The sequence below is a fragment of the Rhodococcus sp. MTM3W5.2 genome (genome assembly GCF_001984015.1).
Classification (GTDB): domain Bacteria; phylum Actinomycetota; class Actinomycetes; order Mycobacteriales; family Mycobacteriaceae; genus Rhodococcus_G; species Rhodococcus_G oryzae.
In genome coordinates, this window is the sequence record NZ_CP019572.1 from 4,159,820 (window position 1) to 4,183,385 (window position 23,566).

At 69.9% G+C, this 23,566-nt stretch carries 20 protein-coding genes and 5 pseudogenes; 12 read left to right on the forward strand and 13 right to left on the reverse strand.

Going from position 1 to position 23,566, the window contains the following annotated elements:
- Window positions 1–89 precede the first annotated feature (89 nt).
- Complete coding sequence (locus BTZ20_RS18700) at window positions 90–1,307, forward strand: winged helix DNA-binding domain-containing protein (RefSeq protein WP_077042385.1); 1,218 nt, start codon at window positions 90–92, stop codon at window positions 1,305–1,307.
- A gap of 61 nt (window positions 1,308–1,368) precedes the next feature.
- A complete protein-coding gene (locus BTZ20_RS18705; RefSeq protein WP_027502899.1) occupies window positions 1,369–2,145 on the forward strand; it encodes a deoxyribonuclease IV in 777 nt (258 codons plus the stop codon).
- A 9-nt stretch (window positions 2,146–2,154) separates the two neighbouring features.
- Here the strand turns inward: BTZ20_RS18705 and BTZ20_RS18710 are convergent, their stop codons facing one another.
- Window positions 2,155–2,478, reverse strand: a complete 324-nt coding sequence (locus BTZ20_RS18710; protein ID WP_077042386.1) for an ArsR/SmtB family transcription factor — start codon at window positions 2,476–2,478, stop codon at window positions 2,155–2,157.
- Window positions 2,475–2,945, reverse strand: coding sequence for an SRPBCC domain-containing protein (locus BTZ20_RS18715; protein ID WP_077042387.1), 471 nt, complete (start codon window positions 2,943–2,945; stop codon window positions 2,475–2,477). The genes BTZ20_RS18710 and BTZ20_RS18715 overlap by 4 nt, the downstream gene beginning before the upstream one ends.
- A gap of 151 nt (window positions 2,946–3,096) precedes the next feature.
- On the opposite strand from BTZ20_RS18715, the gene BTZ20_RS18720 reads away from it, so the two are divergent.
- Window positions 3,097–3,621: a hypothetical protein gene (locus tag BTZ20_RS18720; protein WP_077042388.1), complete on the forward strand. Its 525-nt coding sequence runs from the start codon at window positions 3,097–3,099 to the stop codon at window positions 3,619–3,621.
- Between the two features lie 81 nt (window positions 3,622–3,702).
- Here BTZ20_RS18720 and BTZ20_RS26870 read toward each other — a convergent pair whose 3' ends face one another.
- A complete protein-coding gene (locus tag BTZ20_RS26870) occupies window positions 3,703–4,026 on the reverse strand; it encodes a hypothetical protein (protein ID WP_145982348.1) in 324 nt (107 codons plus the stop codon).
- A gap of 75 nt (window positions 4,027–4,101) precedes the next feature.
- Between BTZ20_RS26870 and BTZ20_RS26875 the strand changes: the two genes are divergently transcribed.
- Window positions 4,102–4,350, forward strand: coding sequence for a hypothetical protein (locus BTZ20_RS26875; RefSeq protein WP_145982349.1), 249 nt, complete (start codon window positions 4,102–4,104; stop codon window positions 4,348–4,350).
- Between the two features lie 61 nt (window positions 4,351–4,411).
- Here BTZ20_RS26875 and BTZ20_RS18730 read toward each other — a convergent pair whose 3' ends face one another.
- The 3 genes from BTZ20_RS18730 to BTZ20_RS18740 are packed head-to-tail and all read right to left on the reverse strand — an operon-like array spanning window position 4,412 to window position 7,377.
- Window positions 4,412–6,160, reverse strand: a complete 1,749-nt coding sequence (locus BTZ20_RS18730; RefSeq protein ID WP_077042389.1) for a DEAD/DEAH box helicase — start codon at window positions 6,158–6,160, stop codon at window positions 4,412–4,414.
- Window positions 6,161–6,199: 39 nt separating this feature from the next.
- On the reverse strand, window positions 6,200–6,838 hold the full coding sequence (locus tag BTZ20_RS18735) for a GyrI-like domain-containing protein (protein WP_077042390.1): 639 nt from the start codon (window positions 6,836–6,838) through the stop codon (window positions 6,200–6,202).
- A complete protein-coding gene (locus BTZ20_RS18740) occupies window positions 6,835–7,377 on the reverse strand; it encodes a PadR family transcriptional regulator (RefSeq protein WP_223263409.1) in 543 nt (180 codons plus the stop codon). Before BTZ20_RS18740 ends, BTZ20_RS18735 begins: the two co-directional genes overlap by 4 nt.
- Before the next feature lie 123 nt (window positions 7,378–7,500).
- Here BTZ20_RS18740 and BTZ20_RS18745 point away from each other — a divergent pair, with 123 nt between their 5' ends.
- The 4 genes and pseudogenes from BTZ20_RS18745 to BTZ20_RS18760 all read left to right on the forward strand — a co-directional run bounded on the left by BTZ20_RS18745 (window position 7,501) and on the right by BTZ20_RS18760 (window position 12,324).
- A complete protein-coding gene (locus BTZ20_RS18745) occupies window positions 7,501–8,784 on the forward strand; it encodes a TrpB-like pyridoxal phosphate-dependent enzyme (RefSeq protein ID WP_077042392.1) in 1,284 nt (427 codons plus the stop codon).
- Between the two features lie 54 nt (window positions 8,785–8,838).
- Window positions 8,839–9,636 (forward strand): carbon-nitrogen hydrolase family protein, encoded by a 798-nt coding sequence (locus tag BTZ20_RS18750; RefSeq protein WP_077042393.1) that lies wholly within the window; start codon window positions 8,839–8,841, stop codon window positions 9,634–9,636.
- A gap of 105 nt (window positions 9,637–9,741) precedes the next feature.
- Window positions 9,742–10,367: pseudogene (locus BTZ20_RS18755) on the forward strand (phosphoribosyltransferase).
- Window positions 10,368–10,536: 169 nt separating this feature from the next.
- Window positions 10,537–12,324 carry an AMP-dependent synthetase/ligase gene (locus tag BTZ20_RS18760; RefSeq protein ID WP_077042394.1) on the forward strand — a complete coding sequence of 596 codons (1,788 nt, stop codon included), beginning with the start codon at window positions 10,537–10,539 and terminating at the stop codon, window positions 12,322–12,324.
- A gap of 185 nt (window positions 12,325–12,509) precedes the next feature.
- Here the strand turns inward: BTZ20_RS18760 and BTZ20_RS18765 are convergent, their stop codons facing one another.
- The 4 genes from BTZ20_RS18765 to BTZ20_RS18775 form a co-directional block, all read right to left on the reverse strand.
- A complete protein-coding gene (locus BTZ20_RS18765) occupies window positions 12,510–13,295 on the reverse strand; it encodes an ESX secretion-associated protein EspG (protein ID WP_077042395.1) in 786 nt (261 codons plus the stop codon).
- Window positions 13,296–13,384: 89 nt separating this feature from the next.
- A complete protein-coding gene (locus BTZ20_RS26370; protein WP_262982496.1) occupies window positions 13,385–13,648 on the reverse strand; it encodes a hypothetical protein in 264 nt (87 codons plus the stop codon).
- Between the two features lie 14 nt (window positions 13,649–13,662).
- Window positions 13,663–14,139 (reverse strand): maleylpyruvate isomerase N-terminal domain-containing protein, encoded by a 477-nt coding sequence (locus tag BTZ20_RS26375; RefSeq protein ID WP_083742751.1) that lies wholly within the window; start codon window positions 14,137–14,139, stop codon window positions 13,663–13,665.
- Window positions 14,136–14,750, reverse strand: a complete 615-nt coding sequence (locus BTZ20_RS18775; RefSeq protein WP_077042396.1) for an alpha/beta hydrolase — start codon at window positions 14,748–14,750, stop codon at window positions 14,136–14,138. The genes BTZ20_RS26375 and BTZ20_RS18775 overlap by 4 nt, the downstream gene beginning before the upstream one ends.
- A gap of 342 nt (window positions 14,751–15,092) precedes the next feature.
- On the opposite strand from BTZ20_RS18775, the gene BTZ20_RS18780 reads away from it, so the two are divergent.
- The gene (locus tag BTZ20_RS18780) at window positions 15,093–15,449 is read left to right on the forward strand and encodes a DUF6636 domain-containing protein (RefSeq protein WP_317616102.1); all 357 of its coding nucleotides are present in this window, start codon (window positions 15,093–15,095) and stop codon (window positions 15,447–15,449) included.
- Window positions 15,450–15,463: 14 nt separating this feature from the next.
- On the opposite strand, the pseudogene BTZ20_RS18785 reads toward BTZ20_RS18780, so the two are convergent.
- Window positions 15,464–16,230 (reverse strand): annotated as a pseudogene (locus BTZ20_RS18785) (SIR2 family NAD-dependent protein deacylase).
- Here BTZ20_RS18785 and BTZ20_RS18790 point away from each other — a divergent pair.
- Together BTZ20_RS18790 and BTZ20_RS18795 are read left to right on the forward strand one after the other, a co-directional pair.
- Window positions 16,148–16,732 (forward strand): hypothetical protein, encoded by a 585-nt coding sequence (locus tag BTZ20_RS18790; protein ID WP_189636704.1) that lies wholly within the window; start codon window positions 16,148–16,150, stop codon window positions 16,730–16,732. The pseudogene BTZ20_RS18785 and the gene BTZ20_RS18790 overlap by 83 nt on opposite strands.
- Before the next feature lie 70 nt (window positions 16,733–16,802).
- A pseudogene (locus tag BTZ20_RS18795) lies at window positions 16,803–20,256 on the forward strand (TM0106 family RecB-like putative nuclease).
- On the opposite strand, the pseudogene BTZ20_RS18800 reads toward BTZ20_RS18795, so the two are convergent.
- Window positions 20,253–21,429, reverse strand: a pseudogene (locus BTZ20_RS18800) (amino acid deaminase/aldolase). The pseudogenes BTZ20_RS18795 and BTZ20_RS18800 overlap by 4 nt on opposite strands.
- Before the next feature lie 75 nt (window positions 21,430–21,504).
- Complete coding sequence (locus tag BTZ20_RS18805; RefSeq protein WP_077042399.1) at window positions 21,505–22,161, reverse strand: TetR/AcrR family transcriptional regulator; 657 nt, start codon at window positions 22,159–22,161, stop codon at window positions 21,505–21,507.
- 76 nt (window positions 22,162–22,237) lie between these two features.
- Here BTZ20_RS18805 and BTZ20_RS18810 point away from each other — a divergent pair.
- Window positions 22,238–23,550: pseudogene (locus BTZ20_RS18810) on the forward strand (D-arabinono-1,4-lactone oxidase).
- Window positions 23,551–23,566 lie beyond the last annotated feature (16 nt).

The window sequence follows — 23,566 nt, forward strand, 5'->3', positions numbered from 1 at the left end:
CGCATCAGTCTTGTCGGAGCCGATATGCGAGCGCCATCAGGGACCACCCTGATCTTTTGGCACAATCGAACCATCACGGGAGGCGATCAGTGGCAGCTCGTCAGAACGTCGGCGGCACCGCCGTCGAGGCGCGAACCAGCGACGTCGTCGCGTTTCGACTACACGCGCACCATCTCACAGACCGGCAACCGGCCGACGGGTTGCACGAGATCGCGGGTGCATGCGGAATCCAGAACAGTCCGCCTGGTTCGGCACTGCTGGCGCTGCACGCCCGCGTCGTGGGCGTGACGCAGGACCGCATCGACCGCCTCGTCGGCGAGGAGAAGAGCCTGCTGCAGACCTGGTGCATGCGCGGCTCGCCGTTCTATTTCCCGACCGTCGACGCTCCTGTCTTCACCACGGGCGTCCTGCCGACCACCGAGACGGCTCGACTGCATCTGATCGTCGGCGTCGACCACGCGCTGAACGAACTCGGGATGGGTTTGGACGAGGCTGTCGACCTCACTGCCGACGAGATCGGGGCGGTGCTGTCGACGCGGCAGCTCGCGATCAATGAACTCGGCGAAGAACTGGCCGAGCGCATCGCGGGCAGACTATCACCCGCCCGACGCGAGACCTGGCAGGCGACCGGCCCCTATGCCGCGAACCAGCCGCTCGGTGAGGCCGTCGTGCACTTCTGCATCCGGATCCTGACGTTGCGCGGCGTCGTCTGCATCGCACCGCGCACCGAGAACAAGGCACCGTTCGTCCTGCTCGAAGAATGGCTGGGAAACCCTCTGCCGCAGGTCGACCCCGACAGCGCCCGCGCCACCCTGCTGCGTCGATACCTGCACTGCTACGGGCCATCCACCCGCAAGGACTTCGCGGCCTGGGTCGGTGTCCGCGCCGGCGACGTGGACCCGTGGTGGACCCTGCTGGATGAGGAGCTCACCCCCGTCGAATTCAACGGTAACCGGACGTGGATCCACTCCGACGATCTGGACACGCTCCGGTCGCCGCCCGAGGCTCGCGGGGTGCGGCTGCTGCCGCCACGCGACCCCTATACGCAAATGCGTGATCGCGACACCATCGTCGACCAGAAACACCATCGCGAGGTGTGGAAGACGGTCGGCGAGCCCGGCGCGGTGCTGGCCGACGGCACGATCGTGGGAATCTGGCGGCCTCGCAAGAGCGGCCGCACACTGACGCTGACGGTGACGACATTCCGATCGCTGGGCCCCGAGCTCCGCAAGCAGCTGCACGAGGAGGCCGATCACGTGGCCGAGCTGCGCGGTGCGACAGCGGTGCAGGTCGAGTTCGAGCGGTGAAGATCGGCCGAGAAGGGGTTCTCGAAGTCGTCTGTCCGACCCAGGCCCTACCCTGGTAGCCATGCGCATCGGAGCACACGTACGCGAGGACGACGATCCCATCGGGGCAGGTGAGCGGCTCGGCGCGGAGGTGGTGCAGCTGTTCCTCACCGATCCGCAGAAGTGGAACAAGCTGACCCCGCATCCGAGGGCCGAGCAGATCCGCGACAGCGCGATCGACGTCGTGGTCCACTCGTCGTACGTCATCAACGTGGCGAGCCTGAACAACCGGATCCGGATCCCCTCCCGCAAGTCGGTGGCGGATCAGGCGAAGGCCGCGGCTGACCTCGGCGCGATCGGCCTGGTCGTGCACGGCGGGCATGTCCGCGACGGCGAGGACCCAGCCGCCGGTTTCGACAACTGGCGCAAGCTGTTCGAGCGGCAGGCCGACAAGGGCGGCTTCGAGGTGCCGATCCTGATCGAGAACACCGCGGGCGGGGAATCCTCGATGGCCCGGCGGTTCGACGACATCGCCCGGCTGTGGGACCAGGTCGGCGAGTTCGGCGCCGGCTTCTGCCTCGACACCTGCCACGCGTGGGCCGGCGGCGAGGAACTGGTCGGCGTGGTGGAGCGGATCAAGGCGATCACCGGGCGCATCGACCTGGTGCACTTGAACAATTCCCGCGACGAGTTCAACTCCGCGCGGGACAGGCACGCGAACCTGACCGACGGCACCATCGACCCGGAGGTGCTCGCGGCCGTCGTGCTCGCCGCGCAGGCCCCCGTCATCCTCGAGACCCCGGCGGACGGCCTCGCCGACGACCTCGCCTACCTGCGCGAGGCCGTCGGCAACGCCTGAGCCGACCCCCTACAGCGCCTCGGCGATCCGCTTGATCTCGTCGAGCCGCGCGTCCCATTGCGCGCCGATCGCCTCGAGCCGGCGACCGACCGCGCTGAGGGTGGCGCCGATCGCGCGGTATCGCACCTCCCGGCCCACCGGGACGCGTTCGACGAGCCCGGCGGCCTCGAGCGCCACGAGGTGCTTCGCGATCGCCTGCCTGCTGACGGGCAGGCGATCGGCGAGCGCGGACGCCGACAGGTCCGCCTCGCCGAGCAGCACGAGGATGTCCCAGCGGGTGTCGTCGGCGAGCGCCGCGAACACGCGGGTCGTTACCGGGCCCCCTCTTGTCATGCCGCCTTCGCCTCGAGGTAGGCCACGAGCTCGTCCAGTTCGGCGTTCCAGCCCTGCCGGTTGCCCTCGAGCGCGTCGCGGCGCTCGGACTCCACGTTGCTGACCCGGTCGAATCCGGTCTCGACGACGGTGAGCTCGGTCGAGCCACCGAGCTCACGGAGCGCAAATCGCACGTCCGTGCCGCGGATCAGGTCAGGGTCATCGGCCTGGCCCCAGCGGTAACCGAAGCGATCTGGCTCGTCGACCTCGATGATCTCGAGCGGCATGTCGCCGTGCTCGTCCCAGCTGAAGACGCCCCTGGCCCCGACGGTGAGCGAATCGATGACCGCACGCTGGCCGAACCATTTCGCGATGTGCTCCGGATCGGTCAGTGCCTGCCAGACCCGATCGCGCGTCGCGTCGATGATCACGGTGCGGCTGACGGTGTAGCGCCCCTCGTCCACGATTGCCTGACCTGTCGACGTCATCTCGATCTCCTCCTGTGGGTTGCCCGCGATATCTGCAACTCAATGGTTGCACTTACGGTCAACCAATGCAACTCTCCGGTTGCATCAAGGAGGTCGCGTGTCGCTGCCCGTCGTCCCGGGAATTCGGGTCGCCGATTGTTAGGATCGGCAAGTGAACTCGCTGGTCGAGGCCCTCAGCTCCGATACCGCACCCTGGTGGGCGGTACCGCTGTCGATGATCCTCGGGATCCTGCTCGGCGTGTTCGCCGTCCGGCGCGGCAGATCGGCATCGACACCGGAACCGGTCCGCATCAACACGTCCGACCCGCAGGCCCGATCCACCTACGTGCGCTTCCTTGCCGCGGCCGACCGGGCACACAACAGCATCGTCGAGGTCGACCATGCCGTGCTCGCCGACGCGGACCTCGAGGAGTCGCTCGAGTCCGACGACCCGCAGCTGAAGGCCCTGGCCCGGTCCATCGTCGAGATGGACTCGATCGCAAACGAACTCCGGATCTGCGCCCCCGGCCCGGTGGTCGACGCGACCGTCGCCCTCTTCGGATTCGTCACCGACTCCACCATCGACGGCGTCACCGACCAGGACGCGTTCCGGACCCGGTACAACGACAAGAAGTCCGCACTGATCGGTGCGATCCGGGAGTCACTCGGGGAGCAGCCGCTCACGCCTGCACGCTGAACGGGTCGTGGTCGGCGGTTCTGCCTGGCGCCCCGACACCGGGCAGCCAGCCGCTGAAATCATCTCTCGCCGGGGGCACGGTTATCCGGTACCTTCACCTCGGAGCAGCACACGACACGAGGAGCATTGAGTGAACGGCAAGAACCTGGCACGTCGCACCACGGCCGCATTCGCGATCGGCGCGACCGCCACCCTCGTGTTCGCGGGCACCGCGGGCGCCGACCCCCAGTCGGACGGCATCCAGGATCTCCGCAAGGCCGCCGCCAACTCCGAGGCGAACAGCGCCGCCGTCGACGTCCTGGTCGGCTCTCCCCTGGTCACCACCAACATCGCGAGCTCCTTCGGCCTGTTCGCGTTCACCTCGCCGACGATCGGCTGCGGCCCCGGCGTCCCGATCACGCTCACCGGCGCCTCCGCCAGCAGCGGCGGCGACCTCAAGGCCGGCCAGATCCGGTTCCAGGCCTCCCCCGCGTCTCCGGCGTGGCGAAGGGCTCCGGCCTCACCGCTGTGTGGGTCAACACCAGCACTGGCGCCCGCGGGATCGCGCCCATCGACGGTGTCACCGAGTTCGGCACCCCGTCGCTGTCGAAGGTCGTCGACTCGGGCCCCGGCAACGTCGCCGCCGCACTGTTCGGCACGGTCACCTACGCGGACGCGACCTGCGTGGTGCTGCCGACCGTCGGGATGTTCACCGTGGCGCCTGACGCGCCTGCCGCACCCGCCAAGTAGCCTTCCGCCCCAAAGCAAACAACGCCCGGCCACGATGTGGCCGGGCGTTGTTCTTGTGTGGTCAGTAGCGGTCGCGCTTGGGCTTGCGGTCGAACTTGCCCTTGCCGCCGTCGCGCGGGGGCCGCTGCCCTGGCGGGCCCTGGTCAGGGGTCAGCTGGATGAGCACACCGGAGATCCGGGTCCGCCGCAGCGCCTCGAGGGTCTCGCTCGCGAGGTCCGCGGGCAGCTCCACCAGGCTGTGATCGGGCCGAATGCTGATGTGGCCGAAGTCGCTTCGCCGAAGGCCGCCCTCGTTGGCGATCGCGCCGACGATCGCGCCCGGCGCCACCCGGTGCCGCTTGCCGACCGCGATCCGGTAGGTGGCGAGCTCCTGCCCCTCCCGACCGAACTTGGGCGTGTCGTCGAACTTGCGGGGCGGGCGCTCCGCGCGCGGCTCGCGCTCGCGGCGCGGCGGCGCCGGCGGCTCGGGCGGCATCAAGAAGGTCTCCCCGTCGCGCGAGAGCACGGCCAGGGCCGCGGCGATGTCGGCGAGCGGCACGTCGTGCTCGCGCTCGTAGTCCTCGATCAGAGTCCGGAACAGCGCCAGGTTGTCGGAGTTCAGGCTCTCGGTGATCGAGTCGCCGAACTTGGCGACGCGCTGCGCGTTGACGTCCTCGACGGTCGGCAGCTGCATCTCCGTCAACGGCTGGCGCGTGGCCTTCTCGATCGCCTTGAGCAGGTGCCTTTCCCGCGGCGCCACGAACAGCAGCGCCTCGCCGGAGCGTCCGGCGCGGCCCGTACGGCCGATCCGGTGGACGTAGGACTCGGTGTCGTGCGGGATGTCGTAGTTGACGACGTGTGAGATGCGCTCGACGTCGAGGCCACGGGCCGCGACGTCGGTCGCGACGAGGATGTCGAGCGCGCCGCTCTTGAGCTGGCCGATGGTGCGCTCACGCTGCGCCTGCACGATGTCGCCATTGATGGCGGCGGCCGAGAACCCCCGCGCCCGAAGCCTTTCGGCGAGGTCCTCGGTGGCCTGCTTGGTGCGGACGAAGATGATCATCGCCTCGAAGGTCTCGACCTCGAGGACCCTGGTGAGCGCGTCCAGCTTCCGCTGGTGCGCGACCTGCACGTACCGCTGCGTGATGTTCGGCGCGGTCGACGTCTTGGTCTTGACCGTGATCTCGACCGGGTCGTGCAGGTACTGCTTGGAGATCTTGCGAATCGCCGCGGGCATGGTCGCCGAGAACAGCGCCACCTGCTTGTACTCCGGGGTGTCGGCGAGGATCCGCTCGACGTCGTCCTGGAAGCCCATCTTGAGCATCTCGTCGGCCTCGTCGAGCACCAGGTAGTCCAGGTGCGAGAGGTCGAGGGTGCCCTTCTCCAGGTGATCGATCACCCGGCCCGGCGTGCCGACGATGATCTGTGCGCCGCGGCGCAGCCCGGACAGCTGCACGCCGTAGGCCTGGCCACCGTAGATGGGCAGCACCTGCAGTCCCGGGATGTGCGCCGAGTACTTGCCGAACGCCTCGGCAACCTGCAGGGCGAGCTCGCGGGTCGGCGCCAGCACCAGCGCCTGCGGCCGCTTCTGCTCGGTGTCGATGCGGGAAAGGATCGGAACGGCGAACGCCGCGGTCTTGCCGGTGCCGGTCTGCGCGAGTCCGACGACGTCGTTTCCGGACATCAGCGGCGGGATCGTCGCGGCCTGGATCGGCGACGGCGACTCGTAGCCGACGTCCGAGAGTGCCCGCAGCACCCGTTCATCGATGCCGAGATCGGCAAAGGTGGTGGTGTCGGTTTCCGGCTCGGGGTTGTGCTCGGTGTCGCTCATCTCACCAGGAGTTTAGTACGTCGCCGCCGGGAGTCCCGTTCACGCCCTTGTCGCGCCCGTCGCCGACACCGGCCGGACGGGCTGACGGAGCACCGTCCGCAGCTTCTCGGGCGCCGACTTCCTGGGGTCCCCGAGGTAGATCTCGTGGTGCTTGCCATTGAATTCGAGACCGCGGCCGGGAATGAACTCGGTGTGCAACCGCTCGAGGGTCGGCGCCTCGTCGTCGTACGAGCCGACGTGCATGATCTGCACCGACAGGCCTTCGTCGAGCAGTTCGTGCCGCAACTCCCCCACGACGGGCAGCTTCTTCTTGGACTCCGTCTCGGCGAGGATTGCCGCGACCTCCTCGGCGGCCATCCAGTCCGGCTGTCGGATCTGCATGGTCCAGTACCACTCCGACTTGCTGCGGTCGACGAAGACGGCGGGGTCCGGCGCCCACCACCGGCCCTCCAGCGGCCCGACCACATAGTCGGCCTCGTGCCTCTTCTTGCTCGCGAACTTCACCGCGTACGAGGCGGCGTACAGCGCCTCCACCGCCAGCCGATAGTCCTCGGAGACGTTCGGATCGCCGTGTCCGTCGATCATGAGGAACCACATCGGCGGAACCTCCACCAATGCGAAGTCACCGGCCGCCGGCGAGTAGAGCTCCTTCTGCTTCTTGAAGTCCAGCTTGGTCATCGTTTCCTCTCAAGGGATGTCAGGGTCCGGGCGACCCAGCTCAGTTCCGCGTCGAGCATCACGACCGAGTACTCGAAGACGGCCTCGACGAAATCCGGTAGCGGTTGTTGGGCGTCACGCGCGGCGAGCACCTCGGCGCGCTTGCGCAACAAGGCGTCCGAGCGTCGCCGAAGTGCGGCGACCGACTCTGCGGGCGGGATGAGCGGCCAGTTCGCCATCCCGACCAGCACCGGTGCGGCGGTCGCGGACGGCTCGGCGAGCAACTGCGCGGTCCGCTCCGCGGCGGCCGCGCGGCCGGCCGCGGTGATCGCGTAGACCCGGCGGGGTCGGCCGGGTCCGCCGACCTCGGCCGCCACCTCCTCGATGAGGCCGCGCTTGTCGAGCTTGCCGAGGAGGTAATAGATCGAGGAGAACCCGATCTGCGTCCACTGCCGCATGCCGCGCTCGTCGATCACCTTCTCGAGGTCGAAGCCGTGGCGCGGACGCTCGGCGATCAGGCCGAGGACGGTCACCTCGGATTCGGTCAGGTCTGCGGGCACCCGCATATCCTAGCACTAGGATATAAGTGGCGTGGGCCGCACGGCCACCCTGGTCGCGGCTCCGCGGCGGCCGCTGATCACAATGTGCCCGTCCCATTCGCCCGAATCCGACTAGGAGCGACAGTGCCCGAGCAGACGCCGATCCCCACCCACTGGTACAACATCGCGGCGGACCTCCCCGTGCCGCCGCCGCCCCACCTGCACCCGGGTACCCGGGAACCGGTGACCCCCGCCGACCTCGAGGCACTGTTCCCGAGCGCCCTCATCGCACAGGAGGCCGCCACCGAGCAGTACATCGAGATCCCCGAGGCGATCCGCGAGGTGTACAAGACGTGGCGCCCGGCGCCGCTGATCCGGGCCCGCGAGTTCGAGAAGGCGCTTGGCACCCCGGCCCGCATCTACGTCAAGTACGAGGGCGTCAGCCCGGTCGGCAGCCACAAGACCAACACCGCGGTGGCGCAGGCGTATTACAACGCCCAGGACGGGGTCAAGAAGATCACCACCGAGACCGGCGCAGGCCAGTGGGGCAGCGCGCTGTCGTTCGCGTGCGCCAAGTTCGGCATCGAGCTGGAGGTCTGGCAGGTGCGCGCCTCCTACGCCTCCAAGCCGTACCGCAGGCACCTCATCGAGACCTACGGCGCCACCGTCCATCCGAGCCCCTCGGATCTCACCGAGTCCGGGCGCAAAATGCTGGCCGAGTTCCCCGACACCCCCGGCTCGCTCGGCATCGCGGTCAGCGAGGCAGTGGAGGTCGCGGCCGGTGACCCCGACGCCCGCTACGCCCTCGGCAGCGTGCTCAACCATGTGGTCCTGCACCAGACCGTGATCGGCCTCGAGGCCGTCGAGCAGCTGCGTGCCGCGGGCGAGGAGAACGCGGACGTGGTGTTCGGTTGCGCCGGTGGCGGTTCCAACCTGGCCGGGCTCGCGTTCCCGTTCATCCGTGAGGTACTGCACGACCGGGCCCGCACGCGCATCGTCGCCGCCGAGCCCGCCGCCTGCCCATCGATCACCAAGGGCGAGTACCGCTACGACCACGGCGACGTCGCGGGCCTGACGCCGCTGCTGAAGATGCACACCCTCGGGCAGGACTTCGTCCCTGACCCGATCCACGCAGGCGGACTGCGCTATCACGGCATGGCGCCGCTGCTCAGCCACACCGTCGAGCTCGGTTACGTGCAGGGCCAGGCCGTCGACCAGACCGACTCGTTCGCCGCGGGCGTGCTGTTCGCACGCGCCGAGGGCATCGTGCCCGCACCCGAGTCGGCCCATGCGATCGCCGCCTGCGCCGAGTACGCGCGTGGCCTGACCGAGCCGGAGGTCCTGGTCATCGGCCTGTCCGGGCACGGCATGCTGGATCTGCCCGCCTACCAGGCCTACCTGGACGGGAACCTGACCTCCACCACATAGGCACACCGGCGGGCGCGCCTGCGTCGCGCCCGCCGGCTGGGCCATACTCGTGCCATGGTCGAGATCGCCGTTGCCCAGTTCTCCGCAGGACAGGACAAGCGGGAGAACCACCTGACACTGCGCAACCTCGTCGGCGAGGCCGCGGCGCGGGGCGCGCACGTCGTGGTGGCACCCGAGTACGCCATGTTCACGGCGCCGCCGACGGACGAACGCATCCTCGCCGCGGCCGAGCCACTGGACGGACCGTTCGTCGGCGGGATGCTCGAGATCGCCGGCCAGTTCGGCGTGCACGTGATTGCCGGCATCAACGAGGCCCTCGACGGCGACGACCGGGTCTCCAACACCCTTGTCGCCGCGGCCCCTGACGGCCGGATCACGGCCGTCTACCGCAAGCTCCACCTCTACGACGCCTTCGGTTACCGGGAGTCGGAGTTCTTCCGGGCCGGCGCGATCGACGATCCGGCGACCTTCGAGGTGGACGGGCTCACCTTCGGCATGCAGACCTGCTACGACCTGCGGTTCCCTGAGGTGACTCGGCGGATCGTGGACGCGGGCGCGGACGTGCTGTTGCTGCCGGCGCAGTGGGTGCCCGGGCCCATGAAAGAGGACCACTGGACCACGCTGGTGCGTGCGCGCGCGATCGAGAACACCATCTACGTCGCCGCCGCCGACCAGAGCGCCAGGACCGGGGCGGGCAACTCGATGATCGTCGACCCGATGGGCGTGGTGCTCGCGTCGCTCGGCGATCAGGTCGGAACCGCGCGCGCCGAGGCCACCGCCGAGCGGATCGCCCAGGTTCGGGCGACCAACCCGGCACTGGCGCTGCGCCGGTTCGGCATCACCGAGCGCTAGGTCCCTCGACCCGGCCCGCGAACTGTGCGCGTGTTTCACCCCGACTGGGGTGAAACACGCGCACGGGCGCCGGAGGCGCTCGAGCGGCGTAGCGTCAGAGACAGGATGCTGTACGAGACTCGCGCGAAAGCCGGTCGCGCGTTGGCCGAGTCGCTCGGCCACCTGCGCGACGCGGACCCGCTCGTGCTCGGGCTGCCAAGGGGTGGGGTGCCCGTCGCGACCGAGGTCGCGCACGAACTCGGCGGCGAACTCGACGTGATCCTCGTCCGCAAGCTCGGAGTGCCATGGCAGCCGGAGTTGGCGATGGGCGCGCTCGGCGAGGGGGGCATCCGGGTGCTCAACGACGACGTCCTCGCGCAGACCGGGATGAGCCCGCTCGGGCTGGCCACCGTCGAATCGCGGGAGCGCCGCGAACTCGAGCGGCGCGCCAGGGTGCTGCGCGGCGATCGGGGCGGATCCCGCTGCGCGACCGGACCGTGGTGATCGTCGACGACGGCATGGCCACCGGGGCGACGGCGGCGGTCGCGTGCCGGGTGGCCAGGGCCGACGGGGCCGCCCGCGTGGTGGTCGCGGTGCCCGTCTCCTCCGAGGAGGCGGTCGCACGGCTGACCAGGGAGGCGGACGAGGTGATCTGCCCGCTCGTCCCGCGCTGGCTAGGCGGTGTCGGCGGCGCCTACCGGGATTTCCACCAGCTGACGGACCAGGAGGTGACCGACCTGCTCGCCACGTGATCTTCACCTCAACCCGGCGAAAAACCCGCAGATCACGAGACTTGGGGTTACACGTAAAACTCCGTAGCGAGGCTAACCCTCGCAATTCGGACAAGCTTGAGAGTGCATACCGACCACGGATGTGATCCAATGCACACTCCACACGTCAGTAGTACCTGGAGGGGTCACAGTGCGAGAGTTCGAAGTTCCGGCGTCGTTTTCCATCCCGGAAGACATCTCCATGGCCGATACGGTGTTCCGCCTCGAGAAGGAGAGCCCCCAGCACGTTCCCTTCAAGCGACTGGTCGACGGCACCTGGGTCAACGTCACCGCGGCTGAGTTCGCCACGCAGGTCAAGGGTGTCGCAAAGGGCCTGATGGCCTCCGGCATCGCACTCGGCGATCGCGTCGCCATCCTGTCCGCCACCCGCTACGAGTGGGTCGTGCTGGACTACGCCATCTGGACTGCGGGCGGCTGCACCGTCGCCATCTACGAGACCTCCTCCGCCGACCAGGCGCAGTGGATCCTCGAGGACTCCGCCACCTCCGTGCTTGTCGTCGAGACCGCGAAGCACGCCGCCACCGTCAAGGACGTCGCCGAGGCCGCCCCCGCGCTGCGGGAGATGCTGCAGATCGAGGCGGGAGCCCTCGACGAGCTCACCGCCCGCGGCTCCGCCATCACCGACGAGGAACTGCACGAGCGCCGCGGACAGGTGAACGCCTCCTCCCCCGCCACGCTCATCTACACCTCCGGCACCACCGGCCGCCCCAAGGGCGTCCAGCTCACCCACTCGAACTTCTACGCCGAATCCAAGGCCGTGAAGATCGCACTGAACGACGCGATGTACGAGGGCCAGAGCACCCTGATGTTCCTGCCGCTGGCGCACGTGTTCGCCCGCGCCATCTCCTTCGGCGCCTTCGACAACAAGGTGACCGTCGGCCACACCGCCGACATCAGCACCCTGCTCGAGCAGTTCGCGGCGTTCAAGCCGAACTTCATCCTCTCGGTGCCCCGCGTGTTCGAGAAGGTGTACAACTCCGCCAAGCAGAAGGCCGAGGACGGCGGCAAGGGCAAGATCTTCGCGAAGGCCGCCGACACCGCCATCGCCTGGAGCGAGGCCCAGGACACCGGCGGAGCGGGCCTCGGGCTCAAGCTCAAGCACGCCCTGTTCGACAAGCTGGTCTACGGCAAGCTGCGGGCTGCGCTCGGCGGCGAGTGTGACCGCGCGGTGTCCGGCGGCGCGGCGCTCGGCGCGCGTCTCGGCCACTTCTTCCGTGGCATCGGCCTCCCGATCTACGAGGGCTACGGCCTGACCGAGACCAGCGCCGCGATCACCGTGAACACCACGGATGCCCAGAAGGTCGGCTCTGTCGGAAAGCCGATCAACGGGCACGCGGCCAAGATCGCTGAGGACGGCGAGCTGCTGGTCAAGGGGCCGGTCGTGTTCAACGGCTACTGGCACAACGACGCGGCAACTGCGGATTCCATCCGCGACGGCTGGTTCCACACCGGTGACCTCGGCTCGATCGACTCTGAGGGCTTCGTCTCGATCACGGGTCGCAAGAAGGAGATCATCGTGACCGCCGGCGGCAAGAACGTCGCCCCGGCCGTGCTCGAGGACGCGCTGCGCGCCCACGCCCTGATCAGCCAGTGCCTGGTCGTCGGCGACGCGAAGCCGTTCATCGGTGCGCTGATCACCATCGACCCCGAGGCGCTGCCGGGTTGGCTCGAGCGCAACGGCATCGCCGCGGACATCGCGATCTCGGAGATCGTCAAGCACCCGGACCTGGTCGCCGAGATCGACGCCGCGGTCGCCGAGGGGAACAAGAAGGTCTCCAACCCGGAGCAGATCAAGAAGTACCGCATCCTGGATGTCGACTTCACCGTCGAGACCGGCGAGCTGACCCCCACCCTCAAGCTCAAGCGCAACATCATCCACCAGGAATTCGCGACGGCGATCGAGGCCATTTACACCTGAGCGAGCCCCGGCCATGAGTGAATGGGTCGTCCCTCCGATCGGGGGACGACCCATTCGTTTTCAAGGAGGACTGCCAGATGCTCAACCCGCAGGACGTACTCGTGTACGACCCGGTGACGACCTTCTTCAACAACCTCGCGCTCGCGTTCGGCTCGGCCGACGCGGTCATCATGACCTGATCCGACTCAGTAGGTCGCCGGCAGATCCGCGCGCAACTCCGCGGTGAAGTCGGCGACCGAGAGCGGCCGAATCTCGACCGCGGACTCGGTCCGCACCAGGTACCGACCGTCACCGCTCACGTCGATCCAGCTGAACGCCCGGCTCGCCGACGCCGCGGGCTGGTCGACTCCTGTGGTCACGGTCACCTGCCCCACCCCGTTACGCGGCAGATCGAGCAGCGCTCGGATCCGGGCCGCCGTGGTTGCCGAACGCACTGGTACCAGGAGTGAGGACCGGCGTCCGCCGCGGACCTCGGACACCGGAGCCCTCATCGCCCGCCCGCCACCCGCTTCGGCCCCCGGCAGCATGTCCATGATGCGCTGGGCCAGCGTGTCCACCCCGCCGAGACACATCGCCAGGTCCCCACCCGTGTCCGCGGTGGGGCCGGGGCGCTGCGCGACGACAACGGAGGTGCGCTCGCTCGCGCACCCCAGCACCCGGACCACGGCTGCGGGTCGCCCATCCCATTCGGCGGCGAGCCGCCCGTCGCTGACCGCGGCAGGCCGGCCATCGCTGACGGCGGCGCCGCCCTCCACCCCGAATATCTCCACCCGCACGGACGGTTTCGCGAGAATCCCCAACGCCACGTCGAGCTCCGCGGAGCGGTAGCCCTCGTACCAATCGGACAGCGCTTGCGCGTGGGCGGCACTGTCGTCGCCGCTGCGATGTACCTCCAGCGGGTACGGGAACCGGTCTAGTCCGGCCTCGCGCCAGGCATGGTCGAACTCATCCGAGCTGAGATTCCATCGCATCCTGATCAACCGTCCGTCCCCGACTACGTGCCCCTGTTCCGGTTGGACGCACACGCGCCCGACGCGGTTCCACCTCCGCGCTCGCTCGGCTAGATCCGGGCCGCGTCCACCAGCCGCTGCGCCACCGTGACATCGCCGAACACCTCGAGCGCCGCGAGCGGTCGTCGCCGCCACATCGTAAGCAGCAGCTCCTGCGCGGTGCCGCGGACCGCGACATCGCCCTTGGCGTGCCCGGCCTCGACGGTGACCCCCTCGGGTCCGAACCGCAGCAGCCATTCCGCATCGTCGGTGTCGGTGCCGTGCAGGTGCACGGTCCTGCCGTGCAGCTCCGGTGGGATCCGATCGGCTGGCATGGCGCGGACCAGCATCAGGCGGGCCCACTCGTCGACGCCGTCCGCGGCCGACTCCGCGGAGATGTCCTCCGGCGGGGGCCACCCGCGGCGTGCAGCGCGTCGGCGGCGTCGACCCGGTGCACCGCGACCTCGTGGGCCTGCCTGCGCGCCCAGAACCCCACGGTGCCGGGACCCGCGAACGTCGGTGCGCCGCGGTCGAAATCGTGGGCGGAGATCTCGGCCAGGAGCTGCTCGAGGGATTCCCGATATGCGGGCAGGCAGTCCGGGCCGCGGGGCAGCGACTCTGGCTGACCGGCCCCGTGCAACTCGGCTCCCGGCCCCGCCGCGAGCGTCGTCCGCACCCATCGGTGTACCCGCCCGGTGTGCCGCACGACCCGCTCCAGGGTCCACCCCGGCACCGTCGGGACATGGGCGTCGAGCGCCGCCGCGGGCATCGCGGCGAGCCGCAGGCCCTCGGTTCGCAGCGTCTCGAGGTGTTGGTCCGGTGTCATTCCTGAACGGTACCCAGCACGAAGGCCGCGACGTCGGAAGTCACGACCCGCTGCACCGGTTCGTGCAGCAGATCGTGACCGGCGTCCGGGTATTCGCGCAGCGCGGCGGACGGCAGTGCCGCCGCCCACGACCGGACCGGGTCGATCGGCGCCATCCTGTCGTCGACGCCGTGCAGGGTCAGGATCGGCAGCCGCGTGGCGATCGGCGGCCGCGAGGCGATGACGCGCGGCAGTGCGCTGAGCACCGCCGCGCGAAACCTCGTCGGCTCCACCTCGATCGCGGCGAGCGCCGCGGCCGCGCCGAGCGAGTGCCCCATCACGACCACCGGCAGATCCGGACGCTGTTCCTCCGCGATCGCGGCGAGCCGCAGGGCATTGGCGCCCAGTCCTGGCAGCGGACCGATCACCCCGAGGTCACCCTCCGACAAACCATGGCCGATGTGATCGAGGGCCCACACCTCGATGTGCTCGGCCGACATGGCCCGACCGAACCGGTGATAGTTACCGCTGTGCTGGCCCAACCCGTGCAGGAACACCATGACGGCGACCGGATCCGGCACCGGCCAATGTCGATAGTGAATCTGCCCGCTGACCCCCGAGAAGAATGGCATCGGGACATTGTGCCGTCAGCACACCGCGCAGCGGCACGAAATCATCTGAGATAGTCGACCGATGCCGCGACGCTTCCTCGCATGTGCCCCCACCCTCCTGCGCGTCCTCGGCGTAGTCGCGATCGGCACGGCGGTCAGCGGATGCGGCGGCGCGGGCATCGAGGGGACTGCGGTCGCCGCCAAGGACTGGGGCACCCCCGCCACCTCCAGAGGGCCTGCGCCGACGCGCCCGCCTGATCCGGCTGCCGCAACCGACGCCGCCCGGATCGGCGCCGGGTCCCCGGTCGACCCCGAGGCCTACCACGACGCGAAGGAGACCGACTCCTCCCCCGCCGCGCCACCATCGGATTTCACTTCACGACACCGAGCGGCAACATCCGCTGCTCGACGCCGAAGGAGCCGACCGTGCTGCTGTGCGAGGTCAGGGACCACACCTATCCGTCCTCGGCCAAACCCGAAGACGCGAAGGAGCCGTGCCAGTGGTTCCCCGATTACGCGATGCTCACCGACGAGGGCGTCGCCGCAGGCGTGTGTCTGCCCAGACCGCTGGTCACCCGGGGCAGCAAGGTGCTGCCCTACGGCAGCAGTATCCGGATGGGCGACTTCGGCTGCCTGAGCACCGAGGGCGGATTGCTCTGCGCCAACGAGGTTTCCGGGCACGGTTACCAACTCAGTCGTGAGGCGCTGCGGACTTTCTAGGACGAAGCCGCCTGTCAGCGCCCGGTCGGAGCACAGGCCGCCACCAGCGCCGGCAGCGCCTCGGCCGCGGTGGCCCGCCAGCAATGGGTTGCCACGGCGGTCAATTCGGTTGGCTCCGGATTGATCTCGACCACTGTCGCACCCGACGCGGCCGCCCGCGCCGGGAGTTCTGCCGCCGGGTACACCATCCCCGAGGTGCCGACGACCACCATCAGGTCGCACCCCTCGACGGCACCCTCCGCGACGTCCCACGCCGCCTGCGGCAACGGCTCGCCGAACCAGACCACGCCCGGCCGAACCGCCGCGCCGCACGCCGCACATTCGGGTGGCGAAAGACGTTCCACCGGTTCTCGATCCGGAATGACGTCGACGTGCGCCGCCGTTCCGCACGCACTGCACCGCGGCGCGAAGAGGCTGCCGTGCAGGTGCGCGGCGACGTCCGAGCCGGCCCGCTCGTGCAGGTCGTCGACGTTCTGGGTGACCACGGCCAGCTCGGCGAACCGTGCCCAGTCCGCCACGGCGCGGTGACCGGCGTTCGGCTGGACCCGTCGCACCAGCGTGCTGCGCCACTGGTACCAGGCCCACACCAGCTCGCGATCACGTTCCCACGCCCGCGGGTGGCCAGCTCGGTCGGGTCGAACCGCTGCCACAGCCCGGTGAGCGCGTCGCGGAAGGTGGGCACGCCGGACTCTGCGGACATGCCAGCCCCGGAGAACACCACCACCCTGGCCGCGGTGCGGGCCGCGTCGATCAGCACCGGATCGGGTTCAATGGGGCTCATGTCGACGATTGTGCCCGGATACGGCGACACCCTGCCCAAGCTGCTGATCGTGGACCCGGCACCGGACCCGGCCGCGGAGGACCGGATCGCCGGGTCGCTGCACCGCATCGGTGTCGCCTCCCGGCCCACCGGGCTGCGCGCGCCGGGCCAGCACCTGTTCGGGACCCGGATCGTCTCCGCGGTCGGCGACGCGTCGTGGCTGGACGGGGAGTACGCCGAGGTGGGCCGCTGGGTGCGGGTGATCGTCGCGCTCGGCCCGGCCGGCTGGGATGCGACGCTGCGTGCGCTGGCGGCGGCGGGCGTCGTACCGCCCGAGCCCGCTCCGGGGTTCGCGCCCGGCGCCCGATTGACGCTGACCCCGGCCGACGGCCGCCCGGTGACGGTGCTCGGCATCGACCACCCCGCCGACCCGGACCTGCTGGGGGACGCGGCGCTCGACGCCGAGTTGGCGGCGGCCCAGACCCTGGCCGGTGTCTCCGCGGCCTGCGGCGGGCGCGGCTGACGACCGCCCGCGCCCGGATCCGGGTGGCGTTCACCCGGCTCGGTCGGTGCCGTCTGCGATAGTCGTCCCCGTGTTCCTCCTCGACGACGTGTTGATCTTCAGCGCCAGCGACTTGTCCCAGGCCGCGGAGTGTGAATACGCGCTGCTGCGCCGGCTCGACGCGAAGCTGGGGCGGATCGAACCGGCAGGCGCCGACCGGACGGACCCGATGCTGGCCCGGACGTCGGAGCTCGGCGACGCGCACGAACAGCGTCAGCTCGACCGGTACGTCGAGCTCTTCGGGATGGTGTGGTGCGGATCGACCGACCGCGCCTGGACTGGGAGGAACTGACCCGGGCGAACAAGGCGACGGTGGCAGCGGCCCGGTCCGGTGCGGACGTGATCTACCAGGGCACCTTCTTCGACGGACGCTTCCTCGGCTTCTGCGACTTCCTGGTGCGTGAGGGCGGCCGGTACGTGGTGGTCGACACCAAGCTCTCGCGCCACGCCAAGGTGACCGCCCTGCTGCAGTTGGCGGCCTACGCGGATGCGCTGACTGCGGACGGGGTCCCCGCCGCGCCGCACGCAACGCTGGTCCTCGGTGATCACAGCACCGCGGACTTCGCACTGGGCGACATCGCGCCGGTGTTCCGACAGCGTCGCGACGAGCTGATCCGGGTCCTCGACGGGCACCACCGCGAGCAGGCGCCGGTGGCCTGGTCCGATCCGCGCTACCGCTGCTGCGGCCGATGCGAGCAGTGCACGCCGGAGATCGCGCGGACCCGGGACCTGCTGCTGGTGGCCGGGATGCGATTCTCGCAGCGGGAGAAGCTGATTCGCGGCGGCGTCGCGGACCTCGACGCCCTAGCCGACCGCACCGAGCCGGTCGAGGGCATGAGCGCACGCACCTTCGGCGGACTGCAGGCCCAGGCCGCCGCGCAGGTCCGGCAAGCGCGCTCGGACACCCCGGTGTACGAGGTGATCGACGGTGCGAGCGCGCTCGCCGCCGTCCCGGAGCCCGACCCGGGCGACATCTTCTTCGACTTCGAGGGCGACCCGCTGTGGGCGGAGGACGGATCCACCGACTGGGGCCTCGAATACCTGTTCGGCGTGACGGAGACCGAAGGGACCTTCCGCCCGTTCTGGGCGCACGACCGCGCCCAGGAACGCCGCGCCCTGCTCGACTTCCTCGACTATGTCGCCGAGCGCCGCACACGTTTCCCGGGCATGCACGTCTACCACTACGCGGCCTACGAAAAGTCCGCGCTGCTGCGGCTGGCCGGCCGCTACGGCGTCGGCGAGGAATCGGTTGACACGCTGTTGCGGGAGAACGTGCTGGTCGACCTGTACCCGGTGGTCCGCGGCGCGGTCCGGGTCGGCACCTCGTCGTACTCGATCAAGAAGCTCGAACCCCTGTACATGGGCGAGCAGCTGCGCGACGGCGACGTGACCAACGCCGCCGCCTCGATCGTCGCCTACGCGGACTACTGCGCGCTGCGCGACGCGGGGCGCGAGCGCGAGGCACAGGACCTCCTGAAGGAGATCGCCGACTACAACGAGTACGACTGCGTCTCCACGCTGCGGCTGCGGGACTGGCTGCGGGCCGTCGCGGCGGAGCACGGAGTGCAGCCCCACCCGGCGCAACAGGTGCTCTCGGCGCCCGTCGAGGAAGCGAGCGCGGCCGAGACCGCGCTCCGCGACCATGTCGGCGACGCCCTGCCAGGAGAGCGCACCGACGACCAGCGGGCCGCGGCCCTGATGGCTGCCGCGGTCGGCTACCACCGACGCGAGCGCAAACCGTTCTGGTGGGCGCACTTCGACCGGCTCGTCCAACCCGAGGACGAGTGGGCGGAGGCCGCCGACGTGCTGGTGGCCGAGCGGGCCGAGGTGCCCGTGGAGTGGCACAAGAGCACCCCGCGGCAACGCAAGCAGCGCAGGCACGTTCGCCTCGCTGGGCACTGGGGCGCCGGCACCACGGTTCGCGTCGGCGACCAGCTGTACGCGCTCTACGAGCAGGGCACCGGGATCGGCTCCGACGACCCGCGCACCCGCGGCGCCGTCCTCGTCACGGTCCTCGCTCTCGAGGAGGAGGACGGACCCGACGGCGAGCCGCGCGAGGTGGCGGTCGTGGAGGAACTCGAGCCGACCGGCACCGGCCCGCACGCCGTCCTGCCGATGGCACTGGCCCCCGGCCAGCCGATCCGGACGGTGGCCATCGAGGCCGCGATCGCCGAGCAGGCCGCCGCGATGGCCGCTGCCCTGCCGTCGATGCCCGCCTCGGCCGCCGTCGACGTGCTGCGCCGGGTGCCGCCCCGCACGCGTTCCGGCAATCCGCTCCCCATCGCCGACCCGGACCACAAGGCCGCCGCGATCGTGGCAGCGCTGCGCGACCTCGACGACTCCTACCTCGCGGTGCAGGGGCCACCCGGCACCGGCAAGACCCACACCGGCGCCGCGGTGGTCGCCGAGCTGGTGAACCGGCACGGCTGGCGAATCGGCGTTGTCGCCCAATCCCATTCGGTGGTCGAGAACATGCTCGACGGGATCGTGCGCGCCGGGGTGCCCGGCGAGCAGGTCGCGAAGAAGCCCGGTTCCGGCCTGGCCGAGAACCCGGAGTGGACAAAGGTCGAGTCCAGCGGACTCGCAGCCTTCCTCACCGAGCACGAGCCGACGGGCTGCGTGATCGGCGGGACCGCATGGGATCTCGCGCACACCGCCCGGGTTCCCGCAGGCAGCCTGGACCTACTGGTGGTCGACGAGGCCGGTCAGTTCTCGCTCGCCAACACCGTCGCGGTGGGGATCTCCGCACGCAACCTGCTACTGCTCGGCGACCCTCAGCAGTTGCCACAGGTCAGCCAGGGCACCCATCCCGAGCCGGTGGACACCTCGGCCCTCGGCTGGTTGGCGGAGGGTCACGGCGCACTGCCGCCGGAGCTCGGCTACTTCCTGGACCGGACCTGGCGGATGCACCCCGCGGTGTGCACGGCGGTCTCGGACCTGTCCTACGACGGACGGCTGCACTCGCAGGAGCCGGCCACCACCGCCCGCGCCCTCGCAGGCGTGGAACCCGGCGTTGCGGCCCTGTACGTCGAGCATCACGGCAACTCGACCGAGTCGGTCGAGGAAGCCGAGGCCATCGCGGCGGAGGTGGGCGCGTTGCTCGGCACCCCGTGGACCCCCGGTGCCGGCGAGGACACCCGCCCGCTCGCACAGTCGGACATCCTCGTCGTCGCCCCCTTCAACGCCCAGGTGAGCCTGCTCCGCCGGACCCTCGCCGATGCGGGACTCGACGAGGTCCTTGTCGGCACCGTCGACAAGTTCCAGGGCCGAGAGGCCGCGGTGGTGCTGATGTCGATGACGGCGTCCTCAGCCGACGAGGTCCCCGAGGCATGGGCTTCCTGCTGTCCAGGAACCGACTCAACGTGGCCCTCTCCCGCGGGAAGTGGCGTGCCGTGATCGTCCGCTCCCCGGCACTGACCCACTACCTACCGACCACGCCCGCCGGACTGACCGAGCTCGGCGCGTTCATGCGGACTCACCTCTAGCCGAAGCACTGCCCTCGCCGCGGAAGGTCGGCACCGTGGTGCGGGTCCCGTCGGCCTCGACGAGGTGCAGCTCGTTGAACCGCTCGCAGAGCTCGCCGGCCTTGGCGTGCCGGAACCACACGCGGTCCCCGATCCGGAGGGCCGCGGCCGGATCGCCGGTCACCGGGGTCTGGACCTCGCCTGCGCCCTCGTTCCTTGTGAGCTTGAGGCCCGCGGGCCAGACCGGGGTCGGCACCCGCGTTGGGCCCGCGGGCCCGGACGCGATGTAGCCGCCGCCGAACAGGGTGGCGATGCGGGGCGTCGGCTTGCGGACCGCGGACAGCGCGAAGTACACCGACGGGCGGGGGTGAAGGCGTTGTACCGGTCGAAGAGCGTCGGCACGTACAACCCGGAACCGGCCGTCACCTCGGTGACCGAGCTGTCGGCGGAGCTGACCTCGAGCGAGCCGGTGCCGCCGCTGTTGACGATCTGCAACTGGCCGACGGTGGCGGTGACGGCATCCACGACCGCCGTGCGCCTGGTCGCGAGCTCGGCAGCGGAGGCGCGCTTGACCAGCCGGACCGGCGCACTGGTGTCCGGCAGGCCGGCGATCTGCGCCTCGTAGAACATCACGCCCACCACCACGAACCCGCGGCGCTTGGCCTCGCGGGCGACAGCCGCGGCCTCGTCGGGGGTCCGCAGCGGCGACCTCCGGACGCCGAGATGGAGCGGGCCCACCCGCAGCGAGGCGTCGATGTCGAGGCACACCCGCGCAGGCACCGATGTGCTGCCCGCCGCGTCGTGCAGCACATCGAGCTGGGCCGGGTTGTCGACCATCAGCGTGATCGACTCGAGCAGCAGCGGGTCAGAGGCGAGCTCGGCGAGCGCACCCCGGTCGACGGTGGGGTATCCCATGAGCACGTCGCGCGCGCCGAGCCGCACCAGCCAGATCGCCTCGCGCAGCGAGTAGGACATGATGCCCCGGAATCCACCCTGCGCCGTGAGCCCGGAGCCCAGCGTCTCCTCGAGCACCGCCCGGCAGCGAACCGACTTGCTGGCCACCCGGACCGGGGTGCCACCGGCGCGCCGGACGAGGTCCGCGGCGTTGGTGCGCAGCGTGCCGAGGTCCACCGCGGCCAGCGGCGGATCGAGTTCACGGGTTGCGGCGTCCAGCCGTTCGCGGGTGGAGGTCATGGCGTAGGAGTCCAGCCGTTCGCGGGTCGAGGTCATGGCCTGAGTCAACCATCCAACTGGACGAGTGTCCAGGTTTTAGGCCTGCTCGGCTTCCGCCTCGACCGCCTTCATGGCGATCATCTGCACCGCGTCGTCGAGCTGGGCGATCACCGCCTCACCGTCCCGGTCGACAAGCCACCGCAGCACGATGCCGTCGATCACCGCGAGGCAGAAGCGGGCGATGTGCTCGACCGGTTCGGTCCAGGTGGTCCCCGTGTACCGGGCCGTCTCCTCAAGGAAGGCGGTCGCCTCGATGTCCATCGTCCGATACTGCAGCGAGGCGATGGACCCGGCCAGCTCGGCGCCCGCGGCCTGCTGCCTGAGCCCGTACGCAGTGATCTCGTAGGTGAGCAGCTGCCGGTTCGGCGTCATCTCGATGAGAGGCCACATATTGGACAGGCCGCTGTGCAGCACCTCGCGCAGGCCACGCAGGCCACTCTGGTCACCCTCACCCTGCGCAGTGCCGAATGCGTACCGCAGCGCAGCGCTGAGCTGGAGAACGAGGGCCTCGCCCATGGCGGCGACCAGCGCCTCCTTGTTCTCGAAGCAATAATGGACCACCCCGAGCGAGACCCCCGCCTCCTCGGCGACGGCACGAATGGTGACGGAGTTGATCCCGGTGCGTTCCGCGATACCCATCGCGGACTCTACGAGTTGGGCGCGACGTTCGTCCGCAGGAAGCCGATTCAGCATCTGCCGATCCTAGAACGCCGGAGCCAGATCCGTATCAGGTGTTGACCTGGACGATCGTCCAGTAGATTATGAGTGAATGGAATCACATTTCTGGCAGAACTGGGCCGGCTGCGCCAGCGCACGGCCCACTCGCCTCGCTGCACCCGCGAGTGTCGCGGAGCTGAGTGACGAGATCACCCGCGCCGCAGCGGAAGGCTTGCACGTCAAGTGCGTTGGTGCCGGACATTCCTTCACACCCGTCGCGGTCACCGACGGCGTGCAGATCAGCCTGGACAACCTTACGGGGATCCAGTCCGTGATCCCGGTGGAACCGTCGGGCGCCCTCGTCACCGTCCTCGCGGGCACTCGCCTGAACGAACTCAATCCCACATTGTGGTCTCTGGGTCTCGCGATGACGAACCTCGGCGACATCGACGTACAGTCCATCGCAGGCGCGATCTCGACCGGCACCCACGGCACGGGCGCCCGTTTCGGGGGTCTGGCCACCCAGGTCCGCGCGCTGCAGATCGTGCTGGCGGACGGCTCGGTGATGAACTGTTCCGCAGAGGAGAACGCGGAACTGTTCAACGCCGCGCGGCTCGGCCTTGGCGCGCTCGGCGTCATCGCGTCGATGACGCTGCTGTGCGAGCCTGCCTACGCCATGCGTGCGGTCGAGGCCCCCGCGCGGCTGAGCGAGACCATGGAACGGATCGACGAGCACGCCCACGGCGTCGACCACTTCGAGTTCTACTGGTTCCCGCACACCGACCGGGTGCTGACCAAGCACAACACCCGCCTGCCCGGGACACCCCGCTCACCCCCGTCAACAAGGTCCGCGGTTACATCGACGACGAACTGCTCTCCAACACCCTGTTCGAGGGCGTCAACCGCGTCGCCGCCCGGTTCCCTGCCGCGATCCCGCGGATCAACAACCTCTCCTCGCGGGCGCTCTCGGCGCGCGAGTTCACCGATCGCAACTACGCGGTCTTCGCCTCTCCGCGCCGGGTGCGGTTCCGCGAGATGGAGTACGCGATCCCCGCCGAGGCGCTTCCCGAGACGCTGCGCGAGATCGACGGCTGGCTGCAGAGGTCCGACTTCCGGGTCGCGTTCCCGGTCGAGGTCCGTTTCGCGGCGGCCGACGATGTCTGGCTGTCGACCGCGAACGGCCGCGCCACCGCCTACATCGCCGTGCACCAGTACCACCGTCGCGATCACAGCGAGTACTTCAACGCCGTAGAGTCGATCGCCCGCGCCGTCGACGGACGGCCGCACTGGGGCAAGCTGCACTCGCGCACCGCGGCGGATCTGCAGCCGACCTACGCGCACTTCGACGAGTTCCGTTCGGTGCGGGACAAGTACGACCCGGCCCGGGTGTTCGACAACGCCTACCTGCGCCAGGTGCTGGGATAACGGCGCTCCGCGCCCT

What these genes read in the sequence shown, in the direction of transcription:
- BTZ20_RS18735 (WP_077042390.1), bottom strand. Translation starts at nt 6,838, where the DNA reads ATGACCAAGCTGGACTTCAAGAAGCAGAAGGAGCTCTACTCGCCGGCG.
- BTZ20_RS18765 (WP_077042395.1), bottom strand. Translation starts at nt 13,295, where the DNA reads ATGCGATGGAATCTCAGCTCGGATGAGTTCGACCATGCCTGGCGCGAG.
- BTZ20_RS18790 (WP_189636704.1), top strand. Translation starts at nt 16,148, where the DNA reads ATGCCAGCCCCGGAGAACACCACCACCCTGGCCGCGGTGCGGGCCGCG.
- BTZ20_RS18775 (WP_077042396.1), bottom strand. Translation starts at nt 14,750, where the DNA reads ATGCCATTCTTCTCGGGGGTCAGCGGGCAGATTCACTATCGACATTGG.
- BTZ20_RS18715 (WP_077042387.1), bottom strand. Translation starts at nt 2,945, where the DNA reads ATGACGTCGACAGGTCAGGCAATCGTGGACGAGGGGCGCTACACCGTC.
- BTZ20_RS18705 (WP_027502899.1), top strand. Translation starts at nt 1,369, where the DNA reads ATGCGCATCGGAGCACACGTACGCGAGGACGACGATCCCATCGGGGCA.
- BTZ20_RS18805 (WP_077042399.1), bottom strand. Translation starts at nt 22,161, where the DNA reads ATGCTGAATCGGCTTCCTGCGGACGAACGTCGCGCCCAACTCGTAGAG.
- BTZ20_RS26370 (WP_262982496.1), bottom strand. Translation starts at nt 13,648, where the DNA reads ATGCCAGCCGATCGGATCCCACCGGAGCTGCACGGCAGGACCGTGCAC.
- BTZ20_RS18730 (WP_077042389.1), bottom strand. Translation starts at nt 6,160, where the DNA reads ATGAGCGACACCGAGCACAACCCCGAGCCGGAAACCGACACCACCACC.
- BTZ20_RS18710 (WP_077042386.1), bottom strand. Translation starts at nt 2,478, where the DNA reads ATGACAAGAGGGGGCCCGGTAACGACCCGCGTGTTCGCGGCGCTCGCC.
- BTZ20_RS18750 (WP_077042393.1), top strand. Translation starts at nt 8,839, where the DNA reads ATGGTCGAGATCGCCGTTGCCCAGTTCTCCGCAGGACAGGACAAGCGG.
- BTZ20_RS26375 (WP_083742751.1), bottom strand. Translation starts at nt 14,139, where the DNA reads ATGACACCGGACCAACACCTCGAGACGCTGCGAACCGAGGGCCTGCGG.